This window comes from Rhizobium sp. NXC24 (genome assembly GCF_002944315.1).
Classification (GTDB): Bacteria; Pseudomonadota; Alphaproteobacteria; order Rhizobiales; family Rhizobiaceae; genus Rhizobium.
Genome location: NZ_CP024311.1, coordinates 2,818,187 through 2,839,070, shown reverse-complemented (window position 1 = coordinate 2,839,070; position 20,884 = coordinate 2,818,187). Strand labels below are relative to the sequence as shown.

Annotated in this window: 20 protein-coding genes; 11 read left to right on the top strand and 9 right to left on the bottom strand. The window is 60.4% G+C overall.

Features of this window, described 5'->3' with window-relative positions; all coding sequences use genetic code 11:
- Positions 1-180 precede the first annotated feature (180 nt).
- Entirely contained in the window at positions 181-3,435 is a 3,255-nt protein-coding gene (locus NXC24_RS13995) for a response regulator (RefSeq protein ID WP_104823845.1), read from the top strand.
- Here NXC24_RS13995 and mnmD read toward each other — a convergent pair.
- The gene (mnmD, locus tag NXC24_RS13990; RefSeq protein WP_104823844.1) at positions 3,432-4,166 is read right to left on the bottom strand and encodes a tRNA (5-methylaminomethyl-2-thiouridine)(34)-methyltransferase MnmD; all 735 of its coding nucleotides are present in this window, start codon (positions 4,164-4,166) and stop codon (positions 3,432-3,434) included. The genes NXC24_RS13995 and mnmD overlap by 4 nt on opposite strands.
- Between mnmD and NXC24_RS13985 the strand changes: the two genes are divergently transcribed.
- The 8 genes from NXC24_RS13985 (at position 4,165) to NXC24_RS13950 (ending at position 9,688) form a co-directional block, all read left to right on the top strand.
- Complete coding sequence (locus NXC24_RS13985) at positions 4,165-5,349, top strand: FAD-binding oxidoreductase (protein ID WP_104823843.1); 1,185 nt, start codon at positions 4,165-4,167, stop codon at positions 5,347-5,349. The two genes, mnmD and NXC24_RS13985, sit on opposite strands and share 2 nt — an antisense overlap.
- A 106-nt stretch (positions 5,350-5,455) precedes the next feature.
- The gene (locus NXC24_RS13980; RefSeq protein WP_104823842.1) at positions 5,456-6,163 is read left to right on the top strand and encodes a DUF1045 domain-containing protein; all 708 of its coding nucleotides are present in this window, start codon (positions 5,456-5,458) and stop codon (positions 6,161-6,163) included.
- Positions 6,164-6,256: 93 nt separating this feature from the next.
- A complete protein-coding gene (puuE, locus tag NXC24_RS13975) occupies positions 6,257-7,183 on the top strand; it encodes an allantoinase PuuE (protein ID WP_104823841.1) in 927 nt (308 codons plus the stop codon).
- A 1-nt stretch (position 7,184) separates the two neighbouring features.
- On the top strand, positions 7,185-7,682 hold the full coding sequence (gene uraD, locus NXC24_RS13970; protein WP_104823840.1) for a 2-oxo-4-hydroxy-4-carboxy-5-ureidoimidazoline decarboxylase: 498 nt from the start codon (positions 7,185-7,187) through the stop codon (positions 7,680-7,682).
- A gap of 38 nt (positions 7,683-7,720) precedes the next feature.
- Entirely contained in the window at positions 7,721-8,083 is a 363-nt protein-coding gene (locus NXC24_RS13965; RefSeq protein ID WP_104823839.1) for a HepT-like ribonuclease domain-containing protein, read from the top strand.
- A 7-nt stretch (positions 8,084-8,090) separates the two neighbouring features.
- Positions 8,091-8,591 (top strand): ureidoglycolate lyase, encoded by a 501-nt coding sequence (locus NXC24_RS13960; RefSeq protein ID WP_104823838.1) that lies wholly within the window; start codon positions 8,091-8,093, stop codon positions 8,589-8,591.
- Positions 8,588-8,944, top strand: a complete 357-nt coding sequence (gene uraH, locus NXC24_RS13955; protein ID WP_104823837.1) for a hydroxyisourate hydrolase — start codon at positions 8,588-8,590, stop codon at positions 8,942-8,944. The genes NXC24_RS13960 and uraH overlap by 4 nt, the downstream gene beginning before the upstream one ends.
- A gap of 3 nt (positions 8,945-8,947) precedes the next feature.
- Complete coding sequence (locus NXC24_RS13950) at positions 8,948-9,688, top strand: metallophosphoesterase family protein (RefSeq protein WP_104823836.1); 741 nt, start codon at positions 8,948-8,950, stop codon at positions 9,686-9,688.
- Here the strand turns inward: NXC24_RS13950 and NXC24_RS13945 are convergent.
- Genes NXC24_RS13945 through NXC24_RS13935 form a run of 3 tightly spaced genes read right to left on the bottom strand, consistent with a single transcriptional unit; the run spans position 9,685 to position 13,414 of the window.
- Positions 9,685-10,824 (bottom strand): alpha-hydroxy acid oxidase, encoded by a 1,140-nt coding sequence (locus tag NXC24_RS13945; protein ID WP_104823835.1) that lies wholly within the window; start codon positions 10,822-10,824, stop codon positions 9,685-9,687. The genes NXC24_RS13950 and NXC24_RS13945 overlap by 4 nt on opposite strands.
- A 47-nt stretch (positions 10,825-10,871) precedes the next feature.
- The gene (gene guaD, locus NXC24_RS13940; RefSeq protein ID WP_104823834.1) at positions 10,872-12,179 is read right to left on the bottom strand and encodes a guanine deaminase; all 1,308 of its coding nucleotides are present in this window, start codon (positions 12,177-12,179) and stop codon (positions 10,872-10,874) included.
- Positions 12,176-13,414, bottom strand: a complete 1,239-nt coding sequence (locus NXC24_RS13935) for a urate hydroxylase PuuD (RefSeq protein WP_104823833.1) — start codon at positions 13,412-13,414, stop codon at positions 12,176-12,178. Before NXC24_RS13935 ends, guaD begins: the two co-directional genes overlap by 4 nt.
- Positions 13,415-13,653: 239 nt before the next feature.
- On the opposite strand from NXC24_RS13935, the gene NXC24_RS13930 reads away from it, so the two are divergent.
- Positions 13,654-13,986, top strand: a complete 333-nt coding sequence (locus NXC24_RS13930; protein ID WP_104825168.1) for a hypothetical protein — start codon at positions 13,654-13,656, stop codon at positions 13,984-13,986.
- Between the two features lie 7 nt (positions 13,987-13,993).
- Here the strand turns inward: NXC24_RS13930 and NXC24_RS13925 are convergent, their stop codons facing one another.
- On the bottom strand, positions 13,994-14,911 hold the full coding sequence (locus NXC24_RS13925) for a LysR substrate-binding domain-containing protein (protein ID WP_104823832.1): 918 nt from the start codon (positions 14,909-14,911) through the stop codon (positions 13,994-13,996).
- An 81-nt stretch (positions 14,912-14,992) separates the two neighbouring features.
- On the opposite strand from NXC24_RS13925, the gene NXC24_RS13920 reads away from it, so the two are divergent.
- Entirely contained in the window at positions 14,993-15,193 is a 201-nt protein-coding gene (locus NXC24_RS13920; protein WP_104823831.1) for a hypothetical protein, read from the top strand.
- Here NXC24_RS13920 and xdhC read toward each other — a convergent pair.
- From xdhC to NXC24_RS13900, 4 genes are all read right to left on the bottom strand, one after another.
- Entirely contained in the window at positions 15,169-16,014 is an 846-nt protein-coding gene (xdhC, locus tag NXC24_RS13915) for a xanthine dehydrogenase accessory protein XdhC (protein ID WP_104823830.1), read from the bottom strand. The genes NXC24_RS13920 and xdhC overlap by 25 nt on opposite strands.
- Positions 16,015-16,016: 2 nt before the next feature.
- Positions 16,017-18,353, bottom strand: coding sequence for a xanthine dehydrogenase molybdopterin binding subunit (gene xdhB, locus NXC24_RS13910; RefSeq protein ID WP_104823829.1), 2,337 nt, complete (start codon positions 18,351-18,353; stop codon positions 16,017-16,019).
- A gap of 2 nt (positions 18,354-18,355) precedes the next feature.
- Positions 18,356-19,825, bottom strand: coding sequence for a xanthine dehydrogenase small subunit (gene xdhA, locus NXC24_RS13905; protein ID WP_104823828.1), 1,470 nt, complete (start codon positions 19,823-19,825; stop codon positions 18,356-18,358).
- 70 nt (positions 19,826-19,895) lie between these two features.
- Complete coding sequence (locus NXC24_RS13900; protein WP_104823827.1) at positions 19,896-20,672, bottom strand: 3-hydroxybutyrate dehydrogenase; 777 nt, start codon at positions 20,670-20,672, stop codon at positions 19,896-19,898.
- Between the last annotated feature and the right edge of the window lie 212 nt (positions 20,673-20,884).

Below are 20,884 nucleotides of genomic sequence, written 5' to 3'. Positions count from 1 at the left end.
GGCAGAGTTCGGCGTCCGATGCCGCCGTCGTTTGCGACCTGGCGATGACTGTTCTGGGATAGTCAGTGGTCTGAACGCGACGTTCAGTGGATTGGTAAATATGGTTAACGGCTTGTTAAAGCGATTTGTGATAAAGCGTTTGTTGAGTAACTATTGTAAGCGTTGGGAAGAGGGGTCCTGTTGAACTCGGACGGTGAACTGCTGGAGATGGCCTGCCGCCGGATCGCAGATCTGGATCAGCCGGCCTATGTCAAGAACAGCGATCTGCGTTATGTCGCCGTCAATGAAGCCTATGCGCGGTTTTTTCGGCGCGATACCGCCGATTTCATCGGCAATCGCAGCCGTGATCTCTTCGACAGCGGCGAGGAAGTTGATCGCGAAGACAAGGAGCGGCGGGCGCTGGTTTTTGGCTCGGAAGAGATGGCGCTATGCTTCGACCCGACAGGCCGTGAGCGTTCTCGCGTGCAGATCGAAAGTTTTTCGCCGTCCGAAGACCGCCTCTATGTCTTCGGCATGTTCCTCGATGCGCCTGCTGTGCTTTCGCGTTCGTCTTCCGATCGCGAAAGCGGCCATATTGCGAGTGACGTCGATGAGATCGGGCTTTACCGCACGATTCTCGAGGACCTGCCGGTCGCCGTCTTCGCGCGCGATGCGAGCCATCGGCTGATTTATTCCAACGAGGCTTATGGGGCCATCACGGGGCTCAGCCGCGCCGAGGCACTGGGCAAGACCGAACATGAGATGTTCGAAACCGGCGCCGACGAGTACTTTGCGGAAAACGAGCAGGTGCTGAACGAGGGCCACGCATTCGAATTCGAAGGCACGGTGGTTGATCGGGAGCGTGTGACACACCCGCTCATGACGCGCGTCAACCGGGTCGTCACTGCCGACGGCAGGCGCTATGCCGTCGGCTCGATGACCGATATTTCCGTGTTGAAGCTGCGCGAGACTGAGCTGATCGAGGCACAGGCGCGCGCCGAGGCCTTGCATCAGGATCTGGGGAACATCCTGCGCTCGATGCCGATCGGTGTCATGATCCATGACAGCAATTACGTCGTGGAATATACCAATGATGCCTTCTACGACATCTGGGATTTCCCGAAGAACGAACATTTCGAAGGCCTGTCTTATCGCGATCTCGTCGCCAAGCATTTCGAACTCGGCCGCTATGATGCCGATGCTGGCAGTATCGACGATATCTATCAGGCGCGCCTGGAGTCCTTCCGCAATGCCGGGCCGCATTTCCAGACCGAGATGAATTTTGCCGACGGCAAATCCGTCATCATGGATGCTCGCCGCATTTCGAACGGCCGCACGCTGATTGCCTATGCGGATATCTCTTCCGTGCGCCAGCAAGCCCGCGAGATCACCGAGGCGCGCCTTGCCCTAGAGCGTCTCGGCGAACTGATGACCGACGCGACGCATGCCATGTCGCAGGGCCTGCTCATCGTGGAAGACGGCATCATCATGCTGGCAAACGATGCATTGACGGACATGCTGCGCATTCCCGCCGATCATCTGGAGATCGGCAAGCATTGGTCCATCGCGTATAACTATTGCGCCGCGCGGGGCGATTTCGGCGACGATCCGAAGGCGGTTCTGCGTGGATGGGGCAGGAGCATGGCGGCGAACAGGCCGGTTTCCGCGGTGTTCCAGATTGCGGGCGATCGCTGGATGCAGCTCGAAGCCACGATCAGCGAAAGCCGCCGTTGGACCGTGGTGCTGACCGATGTCACCGAGATGAAAGACCGCGAGGCCGAGCTGCAACTGCTGCTTTCGCGCAGCGAAGCCGCCGATCGCGCCAAATCCGAATTCCTCGCCAATATGAGCCATGAAATCCGCACGCCGATGAACGGCGTTCTCGGCATGGCGGAGCTCCTGGCTAAGACCGATCTCGATGCCCGGCAGAAGACCTTCATCGACATCATCGTCAAGTCGGGCAATGCACTGTTGACGATCATCAACGACATCCTGGACTTCTCGAAGATCGATGCCGGGCAGATGCGTCTGCGCAAGGCCGCCTTCGATCCCGCCGAGGCGGTGGAGGATGTCGCGACGCTGCTGTCGTCGCCGGCGGCGGAAAAAGATATCGAGCTGCTGGTGCGCACGGCGCCTGATGTGCCGGCCATGGTGCTCGGAGACGCAGGCCGCTTTCGCCAGATCGTCACCAATCTCGTCGGCAATGCGGTTAAATTCACCGAGCGCGGTCACGTGTTGGTCGAGGTGGAGAGCCGGCCGATCGACAACGGCGAGATCATGTTGACGCTCCGCATCGAGGACACCGGCATCGGTATTTCCGAGGAGAAGCTGGATTCCATTTTCGAGAAGTTCTCGCAGGTGGACGCTTCCTCGACGCGCCGTCATGAAGGCACGGGTCTTGGCCTTGCCATTACCGCGGGGCTCGTCGACCTCTTCGGTGGCTATCTCGAAGTCGAGAGCGAATGGGGCAAGGGTTCGGTCTTCACCGTGCATCTGCCCGTGCCGCCGGCCGCCACGCGCAGCGAACCGCGTCCGGTGCCGGTCAATGTCAAGGGCGCCGGCATCCTGGTCATCGACGACAACGAGATCAACAGGCGGATATTGACCGAGCAGTTGGAGCAATGGAGCTTTGACGGCTACGCTGCCGAAGACGGCAAGACGGGGCTAGCCATCCTCCATGCCGCTTTCGATATGGGCGTGCAGGTCGATGCCGTGATCCTCGACTACCACATGCCGGACATGAACGGCGATGAAGTCGCGCGTGCCATTCGCGCCGATTCGCGCTTCGACGGCGTTTCGCTGATCTTCCTGACCTCCATGGATGTCGCCGGCAGCGACAAGGAATTCGCGGCGCTGAATGGTCAGGCGCATCTGATGAAGCCCGTGCGCGCCAATGTGCTGCGCAGCACCATCATCGATGTCGTGCGCACGGCGCGCCGGCAGCGGATGAGCAGCGATGAAACGGCTGTCGCTTCGCAGTCGATCGAAGCCGAAGCAGTTGCCGCGATCGATACCGTCGAACGCGAAGTGGCGGCGAAACCGGTTAGCGCCATCGATGTCCTCGTTGCGGAGGACAACGAGGTCAACCAGATCGTCTTCACGCAGATTCTGCAGGTCACCGGCCTGCGCTTTCTCGTGGTCCAGAACGGCCAGGAGGCGGTCGAGGCCTGGCGCAAGCTTCGGCCATCGCTGATCATGATGGATGTCTCCATGCCGATCATGAACGGCCATCAGGCGACGCGCATGATCCGGCAACTGGAAACGGAGGCAGGGCAGGGCTGGCATGTGCCGATCGTCGGCGTCACCGCGCATGCGCTCGATGTCGACCGCGATATGTGCCTGGAGGCGGGCATGGACGACTATATGTCGAAGCCGATCAGCCCCGAACTCCTGGAAGCCAAGGCCCGCCGCTGGCTCGGCGATGCTGCGCTCCAGATCGGGCGTTCCAGCAACTAAGCCTGTTTGGTTCCGCAGAGCATTTCGCGTTTTCCCGCAAATCCCTTGCGTCGCTCGACCGAGAAGCCTGCTGCCTGCAGATTACGACGCACGAAACCGGCGGCGGCGTAGGTGGCGAAGGTGCCGCCGGCGACGGTCTTGTCGTGGAGATGCTGCATCAGTTCCGGCGACCACATATCGGCGTTTCGGGAAGGGGCAAAGCCATCGAGATACCAAGCGTCGAAGCCAGTTGCCGCTCGGCGCACGCCGTCGATCGCCGACCCGCAGACGACACTAAGGCGCGTTTGGGTGTCGAGGGCGAGCGCAACGGTGCCGCGCGGTTCTTTCGGCCAGGCAGCCACCAGCGCCTTACGCTCAGCATCGATTTCCGGCCAGTGCGATAACGCGCGATCGATCTCCTCGGCACGCATCGGATAGAGCTCGAAGGACATGAAATGAAGTTCCGAATCTGGTTTGCGGTGCTGGCGCCATTGCCGCCAGGTTTCGCAGAAATTCAGGCCGGTGCCGAAGCCAAGCTCGCCGATGAGGAAGTTTCTTTGCTCATTCCAGCGCGCAGGCAGGCCGTTGCCGGCGAGGAAGACATGGCCGCATTCCAGCCGGCCGTCGGTCTGGCAATAAAAATGGTCGCCAAAAGCCGTCGAATAGGGCATATCGCCGTCGCGCCATTCGAGCGCCTGGCTTGCCACATTGGTCTTCGCCTCGGGCGTTTGATCGGAAACTGGATCTGTCATGGGAAGAGCCGATAATCCTCCGGGGCTTGCCGGTCAATCATCCGCCGAACTGTTGATCGTCGGCGGCGGCATCATGGGCCTTTGGGCGGCGGTGCATGCGGAGCGGCAAGGCGTCGAGACGCTGCTCGTCGATGCCGGCCGTTTGGGGCAGGGGGCAAGCGGCGGCCTGCTCGGCGCGCTGATGCCGCATATGCCGGACAAGTGGTCTGAGAAGAAGCAGTTCCAGTTCGATGCGCTCGTATCTTTGGAGGACGAGATTGCGGCACTGGAAGCGGCAACCGGGCTTTCCGCCGGATACCGTCGATCCGGCCGGTTGATCCCGTTGCCGAAGCCGCATCTGCGCAAGATCGCGCTGGGCCACTCGCAGGATGCCGAAACGCATTGGCATCACGGCGAACGAAGGTTTCATTGGCATGTGCTCCATGCCGCGCCGGTGGAAGGCTGGATCGATCCGGCGGCCGGCGAAAGCGGATTTGTTTTCGACACGCTTGCCGCCCGCGTTGCGCCCCGAGCCTTCCTGAAGGTTCTGGCCAGCTTTCTTGATAAGGCGAAACATGTTCGGCTTGCCGAAGGTCTGGAAATCCAGAGCATCGATCCGGATCGCGGCACCGCAGCGACCCAAGAAGGCACGATCCGTTTCCGCCGCTGCATCCTTTCTGCCGGGCATCGCTCCTTTCCGATGCTGGACGGATTGACGCCCGGACGTCATTCTCCCCTTGGCCAGCCGGTCAAGGGACAGGCTGCTTTGCTGAAAGCGGATTTCGAGGCCGGCCTGCCGGTGATTTTCCGCGACGGGCTCTATATCGTTCCGCATGAGGGCGGATTGGTCGCGGTCGGCAGTACGAGCGAGAACCGCTTCGACAATCCGATGTCGACGGATGGTCAGTTGGACGATCTGCTAACTGCTGCGCGGATGATGGCGCCGGCGGTTGCGGGTGCCGAAGTGATCGAACGCTGGGCCGGCTTGCGGCCGAAGGCGATCGATCGGGATCCTATGGTGGGAGCACATCCGGATCATCCGCGGCTCATCGCGCTGACCGGCGGTTTCAAGGTCAGCTTCGGCCTGGCGCACCGTCTTGCCGAAGCGGCGGTCCGCGAGGCCCTGGAAATTTCCTGTTCTTTCAAGCTGCCCGAAGGTTTTACCCTTTCGAACCACATTACGGTAGCATCCCATAAAACGTGAATATAAAGGCCGTTCAGGTCGTCAATCTGTCACGCAAATCACCTATCTCCTTGCGCATCGGCCGCCGGTTGGGTCAGCCGGCTTTTCGCCTTCTGGAGGAGATTTTATGCGTTACGCCATTTGCTTCACGCCGTCTGCGAGCGATCCGCTGACGCTCGTGGCCGCAAATTGGCTCGGCCGCAATGTCTATTCCGGCGAGATGGTCGATCCGCCCGCCATTCGTGGGCTCGGCATTCATGAAGTCGCCTTCCACACCGCCGTGCCGCGCCGCTACGGTTTCAACGGCATCCTGAAAGCGCCATTTCGCCTGGCCGAGGACATGACGGAGGCGTCGCTGCTGCGCGATCTCATGCGCTTTTCCGGTACGGTGACGCCGTTCGAGATTCCGAAGATGGAAGTCGCGCGCCTCGGCGGCGCGTTCGGCCTGGTGTCGTCCGAGCCCTCCCAGCAAATGCAGTTCCTTGCGGCGTCGCTGGTCCAGGCCTTCGACCACTATCGCGCGCCGCTGACGGAAGCGGAGATCGAGCGTAGCGATCCGGACAGCCTGTCGGCAGCGCAATTCGCCAATCTGCATCGCTGGGGCCATCCGCATGTCATGGACGAATTCCGCTTCCAGATGATGTTGACCGGCACGGTCAGTCCCGCCGATCTGCCGCGGATGGAGCGCGTATTGCGCGATTTCTTCGAGCCGGTGCTTGCCGAGCCAGTGCCGGTGTCGAACATCGCGCTGATGATGGAAGAGGGCGCAGGCGGGCCATTCCGGGTGCACTCGCTGCATCCCATGGGCAAGGTTAGCGCCCGAAAGATCGCCTAACCGCTTACAGGTAAAAGGAAAGTGCGTTTCGCACTTTCCGTCTCGACATTCCGGCCGTGAATGCTACCGTCTTCGCATATTCGAGAAGGTGCTTTGATGTCCGATACATATCCCCGCAATCTCATCGGCTATGGCCGCCATACGCCCGATCCAAAATGGCCGGGCGATGCCCGCGTCGCGGTGCAGTTTGTGATCAATTACGAAGAGGGTGGAGAAAGCTGCATTCTGGATGGCGATCCAGCATCGGAGAACCTGCTGTCGGAAATCGTTGGTGCGGCGCCATGGCCGAACCAGCGCAGTCTCAACATGGAATCGATCTATGAATATGGTTCGCGCGCCGGTTTCTGGCGGCTATGGCGCATGTTCACCGAACTCAAGGTTCAGGCCACCGTCTATGGCGTGACGCTCGCCATGGCGCGCAATCCGGAAGCGGTTGCCGCCATGAAGGAAGCTGGTTGGGAAATTGCGAGTCACGGCTATCGCTGGCTGGAATATAAGGATTTTTCGGAGGATCTGGAGCGCAAGCACATCCTCGAAGCCGTGCGCCTGCATACCGAACTGACCGGTGAGCGGCCCTACGGCATGTATCAGGGTAAGCCTTCCGACAATACGCTGCGGCTGGTGATGGAAGAAGGAGGCTTCCTCTATTCGTCGGATTCCTATGCCGACGATCTGCCCTATTGGGTCGATGGCATTCAGGGTAAGCCGTTCCTGATCATACCTTATACGCTCGAAACCAATGATATGCGCTTCGCCACGCCGCAGGGCTTCAATTCCGGCGATCAGTTCTTCACCTATCTCAAGGATGCCTTCGATACGCTCTATGAAGAGGGCAAGCAGGGCAGCCCGAAGATGATGTCGGTCGGCCTGCATTGCCGCCTGGTTGGCAGGCCAGGTCGCGCGGCGGCGCTCAGGCGCTTCATCGAATATGTGCTGAAGCACGACAAGGTCTGGATACCCAAGCGCATCGAGATCGCCAACCATTGGCACCAGCATCACCTTCCTGCGGGCGCGCCCTGAGATGATATCGCGTGACGATTTCGTGAGCCGTTTCGGCGGTGTCTTCGAGCACTCTCCCTTCATTGCCGAGCGGGCCTTTGACGCGGGTGCCATTGCCGAGCCGCTGACCTCAGGCGACGTTCACGCCGCATTGGTGCGGTTCTTCCGTGCAGCCAGCGAAGAGGAGCGACTTGGCGTATTGCGGGCCCATCCAGATCTGGCGGGCCGGCTGGCGATTGCCGGAGAGTTGACCGAGGATAGTAGGAAGGAACAGGCCGGCGCCGGGCTGGATCGGCTAAGCCCTGGGGAGCATGCCCGGTTCACCGAACTCAATGCCGCCTATGTGACGAAATTCGGCTTTCCCTTCATCATCGCGGTCAAGGGGCTGGGCAAGGAGGATATCCTGGCCGCCTTCGAAACGCGGATCGACAATGACAGGGATGCGGAGTTCGCGACTGCAACGGCACAGGTGGAAAAGATTGCCTTGCTGCGTCTGCAATCCATGCTTCCGGAGAGCTGATAAGGGCTTCTGGTATCTGGCTGAAGGGGCCGCGCGACATGAGCTTGGATCGGCTGATCTCTCACCTTAATCGCATGCAGCGGGCTATGTCTGAAATTGGGCGGTTTCTTCAAGGGACTGATAGAGACGTCTTTTTCGGTGATATCGAGAAGCAGCGGGCCGTCGGCATGAACCTCATGATGATCGGCGAGGCAGCGGCACGTATTGCGGAAGAGTATCCGGAGTTTGTCGTTGACCATCCGGAGCTGCCTTGGCATGAAATGCGCGACTTCAGAGACAGAATTGCTGAGGGCTATTTCGACATCGAGCTGGCGACCCTGTGGGACATCGCGCAAAAATCTCTTCCGGAGTCGCTCTCACAACTGGATTCCATTCGCCATTGGCGAGCGGAAGGCGAATGATCATAGAATGACACAGCATCTTGAAATTCACCCACTGACGAAGGCTGCATTCGTGCCGTTCGGCGATGTGATCGAGGCCGATCCGGCAACGATGCGATACATCAATGGCGGCACGACGGAGCGCTTCCATGCACTGTCCGGCGCCGAGGCCATTGGAGACGGGGCGCGGGTTATCCTCAATCTCTTTCGCGGCCAGCCGCGAGACTTTCCCTTTACGATCGAGATGATGGAGCGCCATCCTTTCGGCAGCCAGAGTTTCATGCCGCTCAACGGCCGACCATTCCTCGTCGTCGTCGCGCAGGATGAGGGCGGCAAGCCCGGCAGACCGCAGGTCTTTCTGGCGCGAGGTGACCAGGGTGTGAACTATCGGATCAATGCCTGGCATTATCCCCTGATGGCGCTCGGCGAGCAGAGCGATTTCCTCATCGTGGATCGTGATGGGCCGGGAAACAATCTGGAAGAATATTTCTTCGACACGCCCTTCATCATCGGAGCACCGACGCTATGACCGGACTGACTACCCATGTGCTCGATACCGCACTCGGCAAGCCGGCCGAAGGCCTGGTGATCGATCTCTTCAGGATCGAGGGCGATGCCCGCACGCATCTGAAGACGGTTACGACCAATGCCGACGGGCGCGTGGATGGCGGTCCCATCCTGATCGGCGACGGTTTTGTCGCCGGTACCTATGAATTGCTATTCCGGGCCGGAGATTATCTTCGCGCAAGCGGCGCCAAGCTGCCGGAGCCGGCCTTCCTCGATCTCGTGCCCATCCGTTTCGGTATCGCCGATACGACAGCGCATTACCATGTGCCGTTGCTGATTTCGCCCTACGGCTATTCTACCTATCGCGGGAGTTGAGACTTGCGTTTTGCTGCCATCGCGGACATTCACGGCAATCATCTGGCGCTTGAAGCGGTGCTTGAGGATATCTGGAAGCAGGGCATTACTGAGATCGTCAATCTGGGCGATTGCTTCAGCGGGCCACTGACGGCTGGTAAGACGGCCGATATGCTGCTGGAACTGAATGCGGTGACGGTGCGTGGCAATCACGATCGGTACCTGATCGACCAGGCGCCGGAGGCGATGCATGTGTCTGACCGGGCCGCGCATTCGGAACTGAGCGAGCATCATCTCAATTGGCTGCGCGGTTTGCCCTTTAGCGCCGTCTATCAAGACGCGGTGTATCTTTGCCACGCGACCCCAGCGGACGATAACGTCTACTGGCTGGAATCGGTCTCGGCGGACGGCAACGTCTATTTGAAGCCGCTCGAAGAAATCGAGGCACTGGCTGCCGGCATCGATTTTCAGCTGATCCTGTGCGGGCATACCCACATTCCGCGTGTCGTCAGGCTTTCCGATGGCCGCCTGATCGTTAATCCAGGCAGCGTCGGCTGCCCCGCCTATGACGACGATCTGCCCTATTTTCATAAGGTAGAAGCCGGCCACCCCTTCGCCTCCTACGTCATTCTGGAAAGGACAGGCGATCATTGGCTGCCTGTCTTCCGGCAGGTCGCCTATGATCACATGGCGATGGCGAAGCTGGCGGCGCAGAATGGCCGCGCGGAATGGGCGAGTGGCCTGGCGACCGGCTGGTTGCGCTAGAGATCGGCCAGGATCGACCGATCCACGGCTTTGATATCCCGCCTGCCGCAGAGCGCCATGGAAATATCCAGCTCTTTGCGGATGATCTCAAGCGCAAGCGTCACGCCCTCCTTGCCCATGGCGCCGAGGCCATAAAGGAAGGGACGGCCGATGTAGGTGCCCTTGGCGCCGAGCGCGATGGCCTTGAGCACGTCCTGGCCGGAGCGGATGCCGCCATCCATATGCACCTCGATCTTGTCGCCGACGGCATCGACGATCCGCGGCAGCATGCTGATGGAGGAGTGGGCGCCGTCGAGCTGCCGGCCGCCATGGTTGGAGACGATGATGGCGTCGGCGCCGGTGTCGATGGCCGCCTTCGCGTCCTCGACGTCGAGAATGCCCTTGATGATCAGCGGGCCGCCCCATTGCTCCTTGATCCAGGCGACATCGCTCCAGGAGAGCTTGGGATCGAACTGCGAATGGGTCCAGTGCGACAGCGTCGTCATGTCGGAAATATCCTTGGCATGACCGATGATATTGCCGAAGAAATGGCGCTTGGTCTTCAGCATGCCCATGCACCAGCCCGGTCGCATCGCCATCTGCCAGATGTTCTTTGCCGTCATTTTCGGCGGCACCGAAAGCCCGTTACGAATGTCGTTATGGCGCTGGCCGAGGATCTGCAGGTCGGCGGTCAGCACCAGCGCCGAGCATTTCGCCACCTTGGCGCGATGGATCAGGTTCAGGACGAAATCGCGGTCCTTCATCACGTAGAGCTGGAACCAGAAGGGCTGCTTCGTCACCGAAGCGATGTCCTCGATCGAGCAGATGCTCATGGTCGAGAGCGTGAAGGGAATGCCGAATTCCTCCGCCGCGCGTGCCGCCAGCATCTCGCCATCGGCGTACTGCATGCCGGTGAGGCCTGTCGGCGCCAGTGCCACCGGCATGGAGGCTTTCTGGCCGACCATGGTGGTTGCGAGCGACCTGTTCGCCATGTCGACAAGAACGCGCTGACGCAGTTTGATTTTGGCGAAGTCTGCCTGGTTCGCCTGATAGGTCGACTCCGTCCACGAACCGGAATCGGCATATTGGTAGAACATTTTCGGGACGCGCCGCTGAGCGAGCTTCTTCAGTTCTGCGATGGTAAGCGGCGCGGTCATGGCTGTCTGCCCTCTAAAAGGTTATCGTGCGGCGGGGTCGGATTGCCTCATTGCAGGATCGATTTCATCGGCTTTCCGGCGACATAGGTTTCGACGACGGCGCGGTCGTCGCCCATGGTCTGCAGCAGGAACAGCTCTTCGGTAAGCCTCTTCGTCACTTCCATCTTCAGCGCCATGGCCGGCGTAGCGGCGGCATTGAGGACGATGAGGTCGGCTTCGGTGCCGGTGTCGAGCGTGCCGATCTTGTCGACGAGAGAGAGCGCTTCGGCGTTGCCGCGCGTCATGTAATAATAGCTTTCCAGCGGGTTCAGCCGTTCGCCGAGAAGCTGCTGGATCTTGTAGGCCTCGTCCATGGTGCGCAGCATGGAATAGCTGGAGCCGCCGCCGATATCGGTGGCGACGCCGATGCGGACGGGCTTTTCGCGTCGCGCCAGTGCTTTCAGCGGGAAGAGGCCGGAGCCGAGGAAGAGGTTCGACGTCGGGCAATGCACGGCCACCGCGCCGGCTTCGCTCATGGCGTCGGCTTCGCGCTCCGAAAGGTGGATCGCGTGGCCGAACAGGCTTTTGGGACCGAGTAACCCATAGTGGGCGTAAATGTCCGTGTAGTCGATCGCGTCGGGATAGAGCTCGCAGGTGAACTTGATCTCGTCGTGGTTCTCGGAGAGGTGCGTCTGAATGTGCAGATCGGGAAATTCGCGTGCGAGCGCAGCCGTCGCCTCCATCTGCTCAGGCGTTGACGTGATGGCGAAGCGCGGGGTGATGGCGACATGATTGCGGCCTTTGCCGTGCCAGTCTGATATCACCTGGCGGGTCTCGTCGTAGCCCATCTGCGGTGTGTCAAGCAGGCCTTGCGGGGCGTTGCGGTCCATCATCACCTTGCCCCCGACCATGCGCATGTTGCGCCGCATGGCTTCGGCAAAATAGGCATCCGCAGAGGTCTTGTGCACGGAGCAATAGGCAACGGCCGTCGTCGTCCCATGGCGGATCAGCTCGTCGTAGAAATGCGTGGCGATACGCTCCGCATGCGCGCTTTCGACGAAGCGGCATTCCTCGGGGAAGGTATAGGTGTTCAGCCATTCCAGAAGATTTGCGGCATAGGAGGCGATCACCTGCATCTGCGGAAAATGCAGGTGCATGTCGATGAAGCCCGGCAGGATCAGATGCGGGCGGTGGTCGACTTCGGTGACATGTGCCGGCGCTTTCGCCTTGACCTCTGTATAGGGGCCGACGTCGGCAATGATGCCATTTTCGATCAGCAGGCCGCCATCGCTTTCATACGAGTAGCTGTCCGTGTCATCGAGGCTCTGTGGCGCGCGCTTGAAGGAGAGCAGGCGGCCGCGCAAAAGGGTAGTCATTGGTCTTTTTCTCCGACGGAGCTTTCGAACCAGGCAACCAGCAGCTTGCGTTCCTCCGACGTCACATCGGTGACGTTGCCGGGCGGCATGGCGTGGCTGCGGCCTGCCTGAATATAGATCTCGCGGGCATGCATAGCGATTTCCGCGTCGTTTTCCAGCATCACTTCCTTCGGTGCGCGGGCAATGCCTTCAAAAGCCGGCTCGGCGGCGTGGCACATCGAACAGCGCGTCGAGATCATCTGCTTCACCGCCGGGAAGTGCGCATCCGATGCGAATTGCTGGAATGCGGGTGCGACGACGTTGGCATCCTTCTCGCCGGTGAGCATCTTCGGCACCGTCGAAAGCCATATGATGACAATGAAGAGGACAACGGTGACGATCCAGGTCCAGGTCGGCCGGCCCTTGCGGGCATGGATCGTGTTGAACCAGTGGCGGATGGTGACGCCCATCAGAAACACCAGAGCGGCGATGATCCAATTATAAGCGGTGCCGAAGGCCAGCGGATAGTGGTTCGACAGCATGAAGAAGATGACGGGCAGCGTCAGGTAGTTGTTGTGCAGCGAGCGCTGCTTGGCGATGCGGCCGTATTTCGGATCCGGCGTGCGTCCGGCGATCAGGTCGGCAACGACGATTTTCTGGTTGGGAATGATGATCATGAAGACATTGGCCGACATGATCGTCGCCGTGAAGGCGCCGAGATGGAGGAAGGCGGCGCGGCCGGTGAACAGATGCGTATAGCCCCAGGCCATGAAGACGAGGACCGCATAGAGCACGACCATCAGCCCCCAGGTATTATTGCCGAGTGGCGACTTGCAGAGCAGGTCGTAAACGATCCAGCCGCCGGCCAGCGAAGCCAGCGAGATCAGGATCGCGACGGGAACGCTGACGTCGAGCACGTGCCTGTCGATGAGGAAGAGATTGGCGCCGCCGTAATAGACGATGCAGAGCATCAGGAAACCGGAGAGCCAGGTGAAATAGCTCTCATATTTGAACCAGGTCAGATGCTCCGGCATCTGCGCGGGAGCCACGAGATACTTCTGGATATGGTAGAAACCGCCGCCATGCACCTGCCATTCCTCGCCATAGGCGCCGGGCGGAAGATGCGGACGCTTCACCAGCCCGAGATCGAGCGCGATGAAGTAGAAAGACGAACCGATCCAGGCAATGGCGGTTATGACGTGGAACCAGCGGGCAGCAAAGGCCAGCCATTCCCACGCTATGGCGTATTCATACATTCAGGTCCCCTTTTCTTCCTCCGACTCGACACCTTGCAAAATGTTGGGCGCAGAGGGAAGGGGAGTTTGGTCGAGGGACCGCTTTTCGTGCTAGGATCACACACTTCCGTGACCGACATGCCGTCGCTCTTGCCGAGCGCCGACTTCGCGATAGATCAAAATTGGACGCTTTTTTCAGCGTCGTCGGCGATCGGTGGGCAGCGGAGCCCCTGGTTCGCCGCATCGTCGGAGATTTGCCCATGCGTGGTATACTGGCGTTTGCACTATTCCTTCTTGCAACTTCCGCCATGGCGCATGATGCGCCCTCCGGCTGGTCCTACGATCCTTATTGTTGCAACGGCGACAGCAAGACCGGTGATTGCGAGATGATCCCCTCGCGCACGGTTACCGTTATCCCGGGCGGCTATCGGATTACGCTCTATCCCGGCGATCATCGCTATGTGACGCATGCGCATATCTTCACGCTGCCACAGCGCAAGACGATGCGTTCGCCGGATGGGGCCTACCACCTCTGTCTTTTCCCAGACGAGAACACGCCGCGCTGCTTCTATGCGCCAGATATGGCCTATTGAGCAGCACTCACTCCAACGGCATGCCGAACTCGCCGAGTATCCAATTCCGGAAAACCCGGATTCTTGGCGTATGCCGTCTGTTTTCGGGATAGGCAAGCCAGTAGTTCGAGCCGTCGTTGCAAAGGATATCGAAGGGCTGGACAAGCCGGCCGGCTGCTAGGTCGTCGGCATAGAATTCAGGGGTCAGCACGGCGACGCCTTGTCCCGCGATGGCGGCGCTTGCCTCGAAGGATTGCGCCCCAAGCCTGCTTCTCGGTCGGCCTTGCAGGCCGGGATCTGGAACTCCAGCCGCTTCGAACCATTGTGCCCACCAGGGATCACCGGCATCGATAATCCGAAGTTTGAGAAGATCGGCCGGCGTGTGGACGCCGCCGATGCTGGCTGCCAGCGCTGGGCTCAGCATCGGCGTGAAGTTCATTTTCATCAACAAATGCGCCCGCAGCCCCGGCCAAGTTCCCCGCCCGTTGCGAATGGCGATGTCGGAAGGCTCACGGGAAAAATCGATGAGCGCGTCCGATGTGGCGAGCCGTACCGCGACATTTGGATGTTGCAGTTGAAATGAGCCGATATGGCGTGCAAGCCATTGCGAGGCGAAGGTCGGTGTCGAATGAATGAGGAGAGTGGTTTCGGCATCGCCGCTGACCGAAGCCATGGCCTCCTGCAGCATGCTGAAGGCTTCGGTCACCTTCGGCGCCAATCGCCCGCCGGCTTCAGTCAACTCGATCTGGCGCGTCCGCCGCAGGAACAGCGGCTCGCCGACATTCTCTTCCAGAAGCTTGATCTGATAACTGACGGCCGTCTGCGTCATGCCGAGTTCAGCGCCGGCGCGCGTGAAACTGCCGTGCCGGGCGGCGGCCTCGAAGACGCGCAGTGCATTCAGCGGAAACCGTTTCGACAGTTTCATGGATAAGTTCTCTTGATGCATACAGACGGTTGTTCGATTGGAATTTCAGCATTTTCGGCGGCAAACTGCAATCCACATCATCGATTGATTTGAGGTATCGTCATGGATTGCTATGCCGTCGAAGAGATGAATGCCCGGCCGTCAGCCTTGGCCCGTATGTTGGAAACATTGGCGCAGGTCTTCACAGGGGGCATGGAGCCTTCGTCCCGGCTGGATCTGGACGAGATGCCCGATCGGCTCAAGCGCGACCTCGGGTTTCTCGACGGGCGCGAGCCGCGTTACGAAGATGATCGGATGGCGTAGGCCGCGAAGGCCGTCAGCAGCTCGGCGGCCGTCATGGCGGCGATAACCTCCGGGCGCTTGTCCTTCACGGCAGCGCCGCCGATCGGCAGCGTCAGCCGATCGAGCAAGGCCTTGTCGCCGCCCTCGCGAGTCAGCCAGTGGGAGAAGGTCGCGCGCTTGGTCGCCGAGCCGATCATGCCGACATAGGCGAGATCGGTGCGGGCGAGCGCTTCCTTGGCGATCAGGAAATCGAGAGCGTGATCATGGGTCAGGATGACGATGGCTGAGCCTGCGGGAATCTCCTGCACCAGCGCTTCCGGCATTGGTGAAAGCACGGTCTTCGTCTCCGCCGGCAGGTTTGTCAGTTCCTCCTTACGGGTCTCGATCACCGTTACGGAAAGGGGCAGGGGGGCGAGCGCGGCGGCCAGAGCGTGCCCGACATGGCCTGCACCAAACAAATAGGTCTCCGGTCGGTGTTCCGCTTCGGTCGCCCGCTTGGCTTCAAGCTCTTCGAGCAATCGCGTCGTCATCTTCTGAAAGCGCAGTTGCGTGCGACCGCCGCAGCATTGGCCGATTTCCGGCCCGAGCGGTATGTCCATCACCTCCGCGCCATTGCCGGCCAGTAAATCCCGGGCGTTCTGGATCGCCAGAAATTCGAACTGCCCGCCACCGATCGTGCCCCAGATGGCGTTTTCGGAAACGAGCATGAAGGTTCCGGCCTCGCGTGGCGTTGAGCCCTGCGTTCCGATGATCTCGATGAGTATGGAGGAGGGGCGTGTCGCGAGAAATGCGCGGAAGTCGCTCCTGGGTATGACACCGGAAAGCACTTCGCGGACAGCCATCGTCACATCCCTTTCAGCCGCTCGACCGCCATCAGCACCCGTTCCGGCGTTGCCGGCGCGTCGAGCCGCGGGCAGACGCGGTAGTCCGCGACGCTTGCGACGGCCATGGACAGGGCCTCGAGTACCGAGATGCTGAGCATGAAGGGCGGCTCGCCGACCGCCTTGGAGCGGCCGATGGTTGCCTCGGCATTTTCGGACCATTCGGCAAGGTGGACGTTGAAGATCTTCGGCCGGTCGGAGGCGAGCGGGATCTTGTAGGTCGAAGGCGCATGCGTGCGCAGCCGTCCCTTATTGTCCCACCAAAGTTCTTCGGTCGTCAGCCAGCCCATGCCCTGCACGAAGGCGCCTTCGACCTGACCGATATCGATCGCCGGGTTTAGCGACCGGCCGACATCATGGAGGATATCGGTGCGGTCGATCAGATATTCGCCGGTCAGCGTGTCGATCGAGACTTCCGAGCAGGCGGCGCCATAGGAGAAGTAATAGAATGGCGTGCCGCGTCCTGCCTTGCGGTCCCAATGGATTTTCGGCGTCTTGTAGAAGCCGGCGGCGGAAAGCTGCACCCGAGCAAAATAGGCTTGTTTGATGAAATCCGGGAAAGGAATTTCCATGTCGCCGACCCGCACCCGGTTCGGCAGGAACTGTATTTCTTCGGCAGCGACGCCCCATTTTTCGGCAGCGAAGGCAACAAGCCGCTCCTTGATCTGGCGAGCGGCGTCGAAGGCTGCCATGCCGTTGAGATCGGAGCCGGAAGAGGCCGCGGTCGCCGACGTATTCGGTACCTTACCCGTGGTGGTGGCCGTGATCTTCACCCGGTCGATATCGACCTGGAAACTGTCGGCCAGCACCTGCGCCACTTTGGTGTAGAGGCCCTGGCCCATCTCGGTGCCGCCATGGTTCAGGTGGATCGAGCCGTCCTGGTAGATGTGCACCAGCGCGCCGGCCTGGTTGAAGGCGGTCATGGTGAAGGAGATGCCGAATTTCACCGGTGTCAGCGCAATGCCTTTGCGGATAAAGCGGCTGGAGCGGTTAAATTCGATGATGCCATTGCGCCGCGCCTGGTAGTCGGAGGATTCTTCCAATTCGTCGACGATGCGGTGGATGATGTTGTCCTCCACCTCCTGGTGATAGGGCGTCAACGTCCGGCCGGAGCCCGGCTGGCCATAGAAATTCTGACGGCGGATTTCCAGCGGGTCCTTGCCCAGCGCATAGGCGATCTCTTCGATGAAGCGCTCGCCGCCGACCATACCCTGCGGGCCGCCGAAGCCGCGGAAGGCGGTATTGGAAACAGTGTGCGTCTTCAGCGGTTTCGATACGAGATGCACATGCGGGTAGAAATAGCTCGAATCCGCATGGAACAACGCGCGGTCGGTGACCGGCCCGGAGAGGTCGGAGGAGAAGCCACAGCGGGCGGCATAGGTCGCGTCGACAGCGTGGATGCGGCCGTCATCGTCGAAGCCGATTTCGTAATCGACCAGGAAGTCATGGCGCTTGCCGGTGGCGGCCATGTCTTCGTCGCGATCGGGGCGGAATTTGATGGCGCGGCCAAGCTTCTTGGCGGCGACGGCGGCGAGCGCGGCAAATTGGTTGCCCTGTGTCTCCTTGCCGCCGAAGCCGCCGCCCATGCGACGCACATTGACGGTGACGGCATTGGACGGAATGTTGAGCACATGGCCGACGATGTGCTGGATCTCGCTCGGATGCTGGGTGGACGACCAGACGGCGACTTCGTCGTCTTCGCCGGGGATCGCCATGGCGATGTGGCTTTCGAGATAGAAATGCTCTTGGCCGCCGATGCGCATCTGCGCCTTGATGCGGTGCTTGGCGTTCGCCATCTCGGTTTCCGGCTCGCCGCGCTTCAGCGTCATCGGTTCGTAGACCAACGGCGCGCCATTGGCGAGCGCGCCGTCGATGTCACTCCAATGGGGCAGATCGCGATAGTCGATCTTGGCAAGGCGCGCGGCGCGGCGGGCCGCATCGCGGGTTTCGGCGATGACAGCGAAGATCGGCTGGCCGTGAAACTCGACCTTGGTGTCGGCGAGCAGCGGCTCGTCATGCATGCCGTTGGAGCTCGTGTCGTTCACGCCGGGAATATCCTTGGCGGTGAATACCCAGACGACGCCCGGATAGGCTTTCACGGCGGAGAGATCAATGCCGGCGATGTCCGCATGGGCGCGGTCGGAAAGGCCGAGTGCGCCATGCAGCAGACCCGCAGGTTCCGGCAGGTCGTCGATATAGTCGGCGGCGCCCGTCACGTGCTTGTGCGCCGAGTCGTGCTTCAGGGAAGCATGCATCGAGCCGTTGATGACCTTGCGTTCTTCAAAGGTGGATTTGTCCATGGTTAAGCCTCCACCGTTACGAAACGCTTCAATTCCTGCGGCGCACCGGCCGTTTCGAGATAGAAGCGGATGAGCAGGTTCTTGGCAGTCAACTGCCGGTATTCGGCGGTGGCGCGCCAATCGGTGAGCGGAGTGTAGTCAGCATCGAAGGCGGCGCGGGCGGATTCGACCGTCGTCTCCGTCCAAGGCTTGCCAATCAGTTCGGCTTCGACCGTGCGGGCGCGCTTCGGTGTGCCGGCCATGCCGCCGAAGGCAATGCGGATATCGGCGACGTTGCCGCCCGCATCCAACGCCAAATGGAAAGCGCCACAGAGGGCAGAAATATCCTCATCGCGGCGTTTGGAGATCTTGTAGACGGCGAAATGAGTGCCTTCGGCTGGGTAAGGCACGAAGACGCTTTCGACGAATTCACCGGGATTGCGGTCCTGCTTACCGTAATCGATGAAAAAGTCTTCCAGCGGCAAGGTGCGGGCGCCGGTAATGGAACGCAGTTTCACGGTCGCGCCGAGCGCGATCAGCGGTGGCGGCGTGTCGCCGATGGGAGAGCCGTTGGCGATGTTACCGCCGATCGTGCCCATGTTGCGTACCTGCTCGCCGCCGATGCGGTCGATCAGGCTCGCGACTGCCGGGATCTTTTCGGCCATGGCTGCAAACGCCTGGCTGTAGGTGACGCCGGCACCGATAGTCAGGCCGGTGTCTTCCACGATAATCTTCTGCAAGTCGGTCAGATGGTTGATGAAGACGACGGGGTCGAGCTTGCGCATCAGCTTGGTGACCCAGAGGCCGACATCGGTAGAGCCGGCAACGACGGTCGCTTTCGGCTCGTCGGCCAACACTTGCGCAAGCGCTGCGACTGAGCCCGGCACGATCAGGCGATCCTCGCCCGAGGTAACGGTGATGGTATCGCCGCCCTGCATGGCCCAGAGACGGGCGATGATGTCGGCTCTGGTCTTTTCAAGAGGATCGAACAGGGCGCTCGGGCGCGTCTGGCTCACCTGTTCGGCGGCCTTGACGATCGGCTCGTAACCGGTGCAGCGACAGAGATTGCCCTGCAGGGCTTTTTCGATCTGTGCCCGGCTCGGATTTTCGGTTGAAAGCCACAGGCCGTAAAGCGACATGACGAAACCCGGCGTGCAGAAACCGCATTGCGAGCCATGACAGTCGACCATGGCCTGTTGCACCGGATGCAGCGTGCCATCCTTGGCGGCCAGATGTTCGACCGTGACCACATGGGTGGCATGCAGCGATCCGACGAAACGGATGCAGGCATTGACCGACTCGTAGCGCAATCCGCCGTCGATCAGCCGACCGACCAGTACGGTGCAGGCGCCGCAATCGCCTTCCGCGCATCCCTCTTTCGTGCCCGTCAAGTGCCGGTTGAGACGCAGGAAGTCGAGGAGCGTCTCAGTCGGGCGCAGGCTGGAAAGTGAAATATCCTCGCCGTTGAGGATAAAGCGGATGCTGTCGTTCATGTCGTTCCCAATTATTTTGGTCTTCTAGAGCCGGACACGCCCCAGCGCATCCGGCCCTAACCTTGTATGGTTATTCCGCAGTCCAGCCACCGTCAATCGAGACGTGCGTGCCGGTGACCTGACGTGCATCGTCGCTGGCAAGATAGATCGACAATGACGCGATCTCTTCGGCCTTGACGAATTCATGCGTGGGCTGCGCCTTGAGGATGACCTCGTTCTTGACCTGCTCTTCAGTCATGCCGCGCGCCTTGGCCGTATCCGGGATCTGCTTTTCGACAAGAGGGGTCAGGACATAGCCGGGGCAGATGGCGTTGACGGTGACGCCGAATTCGGCAAGCTCCAGTGCCGCAGTCTTGGTCAAACCCATAATACCATGTTTTGCCGCGACATAGGCGGACTTGAAGGGTGAGGCGACGAGGGCGTGGGCCGAGGCGATGTTGATGATGCGGCCGTATTTCTTTCCCTTCATCAGCGGAATGGCGGCGCGCATCGTGTGGAACGAGCTCGACAGGTTGATTGCAATGATCTGGTCCCACTTCTCGAGCGGAAAGTCCTCGATCTTTTCCACATGCTGGACGCCGGCATTGTTGACGAGGACGTCGACGCTGCCGAAGGTCGAATTGGCGGTCGCGATCAGGTCGGCGATTTCGGCGGGCTTGGTCATGTCGGCCGGATGATAGATTACCTTGCCGCCGCCCGAGACTTCGAGCCTGTTTCTGATCGCGTCGATCTCTTCGGGCTTTCCGAAGCCGTTGAGGACGATGTTTTCACCTTTCGCAGCGAAAGCGGTCGCGATGGCGAGGCCGATACCGCTTGTAGAACCGGTGACAACGACTGTTCTTGCCATGATTTTCTCCTTGGACGGCGCGGCTGTTGTTGCAGCGCAATAGCGGCTTTGAGGTTAGTCCCAAATCGCCGGACATGGCAATCGCACCGCAGCAAGACTCTTTTGCGACAGTTCGCTTCATATATTCGCGAGCTGGAATAAAGAATTTTCGGCAAAAATTTCGTTTTGCTTTCTTTTCACATTCGTTTTGCTGCCGTATCTGTTGTTTCGAG

Bases quoted from the DNA above. Each gene is read 5' to 3' on its own strand.
- NXC24_RS13985 (WP_104823843.1), top strand. From the start codon at position 4,165: ATGGGAAGAGCCGATAATCCTCCGGGGCTTGCCGGTCAATCATCCGCC.
- mnmD (WP_104823844.1), bottom strand. From the start codon at position 4,166: ATGACAGATCCAGTTTCCGATCAAACGCCCGAGGCGAAGACCAATGTG.
- NXC24_RS13980 (WP_104823842.1), top strand. From the start codon at position 5,456: ATGCGTTACGCCATTTGCTTCACGCCGTCTGCGAGCGATCCGCTGACG.
- uraD (WP_104823840.1), top strand. From the start codon at position 7,185: ATGATATCGCGTGACGATTTCGTGAGCCGTTTCGGCGGTGTCTTCGAG.
- NXC24_RS13965 (WP_104823839.1), top strand. From the start codon at position 7,721: ATGAGCTTGGATCGGCTGATCTCTCACCTTAATCGCATGCAGCGGGCT.
- NXC24_RS13960 (WP_104823838.1), top strand. From the start codon at position 8,091: ATGACACAGCATCTTGAAATTCACCCACTGACGAAGGCTGCATTCGTG.
- uraH (WP_104823837.1), top strand. From the start codon at position 8,588: ATGACCGGACTGACTACCCATGTGCTCGATACCGCACTCGGCAAGCCG.
- NXC24_RS13945 (WP_104823835.1), bottom strand. From the start codon at position 10,824: ATGACCGCGCCGCTTACCATCGCAGAACTGAAGAAGCTCGCTCAGCGG.
- guaD (WP_104823834.1), bottom strand. From the start codon at position 12,179: ATGACTACCCTTTTGCGCGGCCGCCTGCTCTCCTTCAAGCGCGCGCCA.
- NXC24_RS13935 (WP_104823833.1), bottom strand. From the start codon at position 13,414: ATGTATGAATACGCCATAGCGTGGGAATGGCTGGCCTTTGCTGCCCGC.
- NXC24_RS13930 (WP_104825168.1), top strand. From the start codon at position 13,654: ATGCGTGGTATACTGGCGTTTGCACTATTCCTTCTTGCAACTTCCGCC.
- NXC24_RS13925 (WP_104823832.1), bottom strand. From the start codon at position 14,911: ATGCATCAAGAGAACTTATCCATGAAACTGTCGAAACGGTTTCCGCTG.
- NXC24_RS13920 (WP_104823831.1), top strand. From the start codon at position 14,993: ATGGATTGCTATGCCGTCGAAGAGATGAATGCCCGGCCGTCAGCCTTG.
- xdhC (WP_104823830.1), bottom strand. From the start codon at position 16,014: ATGGCTGTCCGCGAAGTGCTTTCCGGTGTCATACCCAGGAGCGACTTC.
- xdhB (WP_104823829.1), bottom strand. From the start codon at position 18,353: ATGGACAAATCCACCTTTGAAGAACGCAAGGTCATCAACGGCTCGATG.
- xdhA (WP_104823828.1), bottom strand. From the start codon at position 19,825: ATGAACGACAGCATCCGCTTTATCCTCAACGGCGAGGATATTTCACTT.
- NXC24_RS13900 (WP_104823827.1), bottom strand. From the start codon at position 20,672: ATGGCAAGAACAGTCGTTGTCACCGGTTCTACAAGCGGTATCGGCCTC.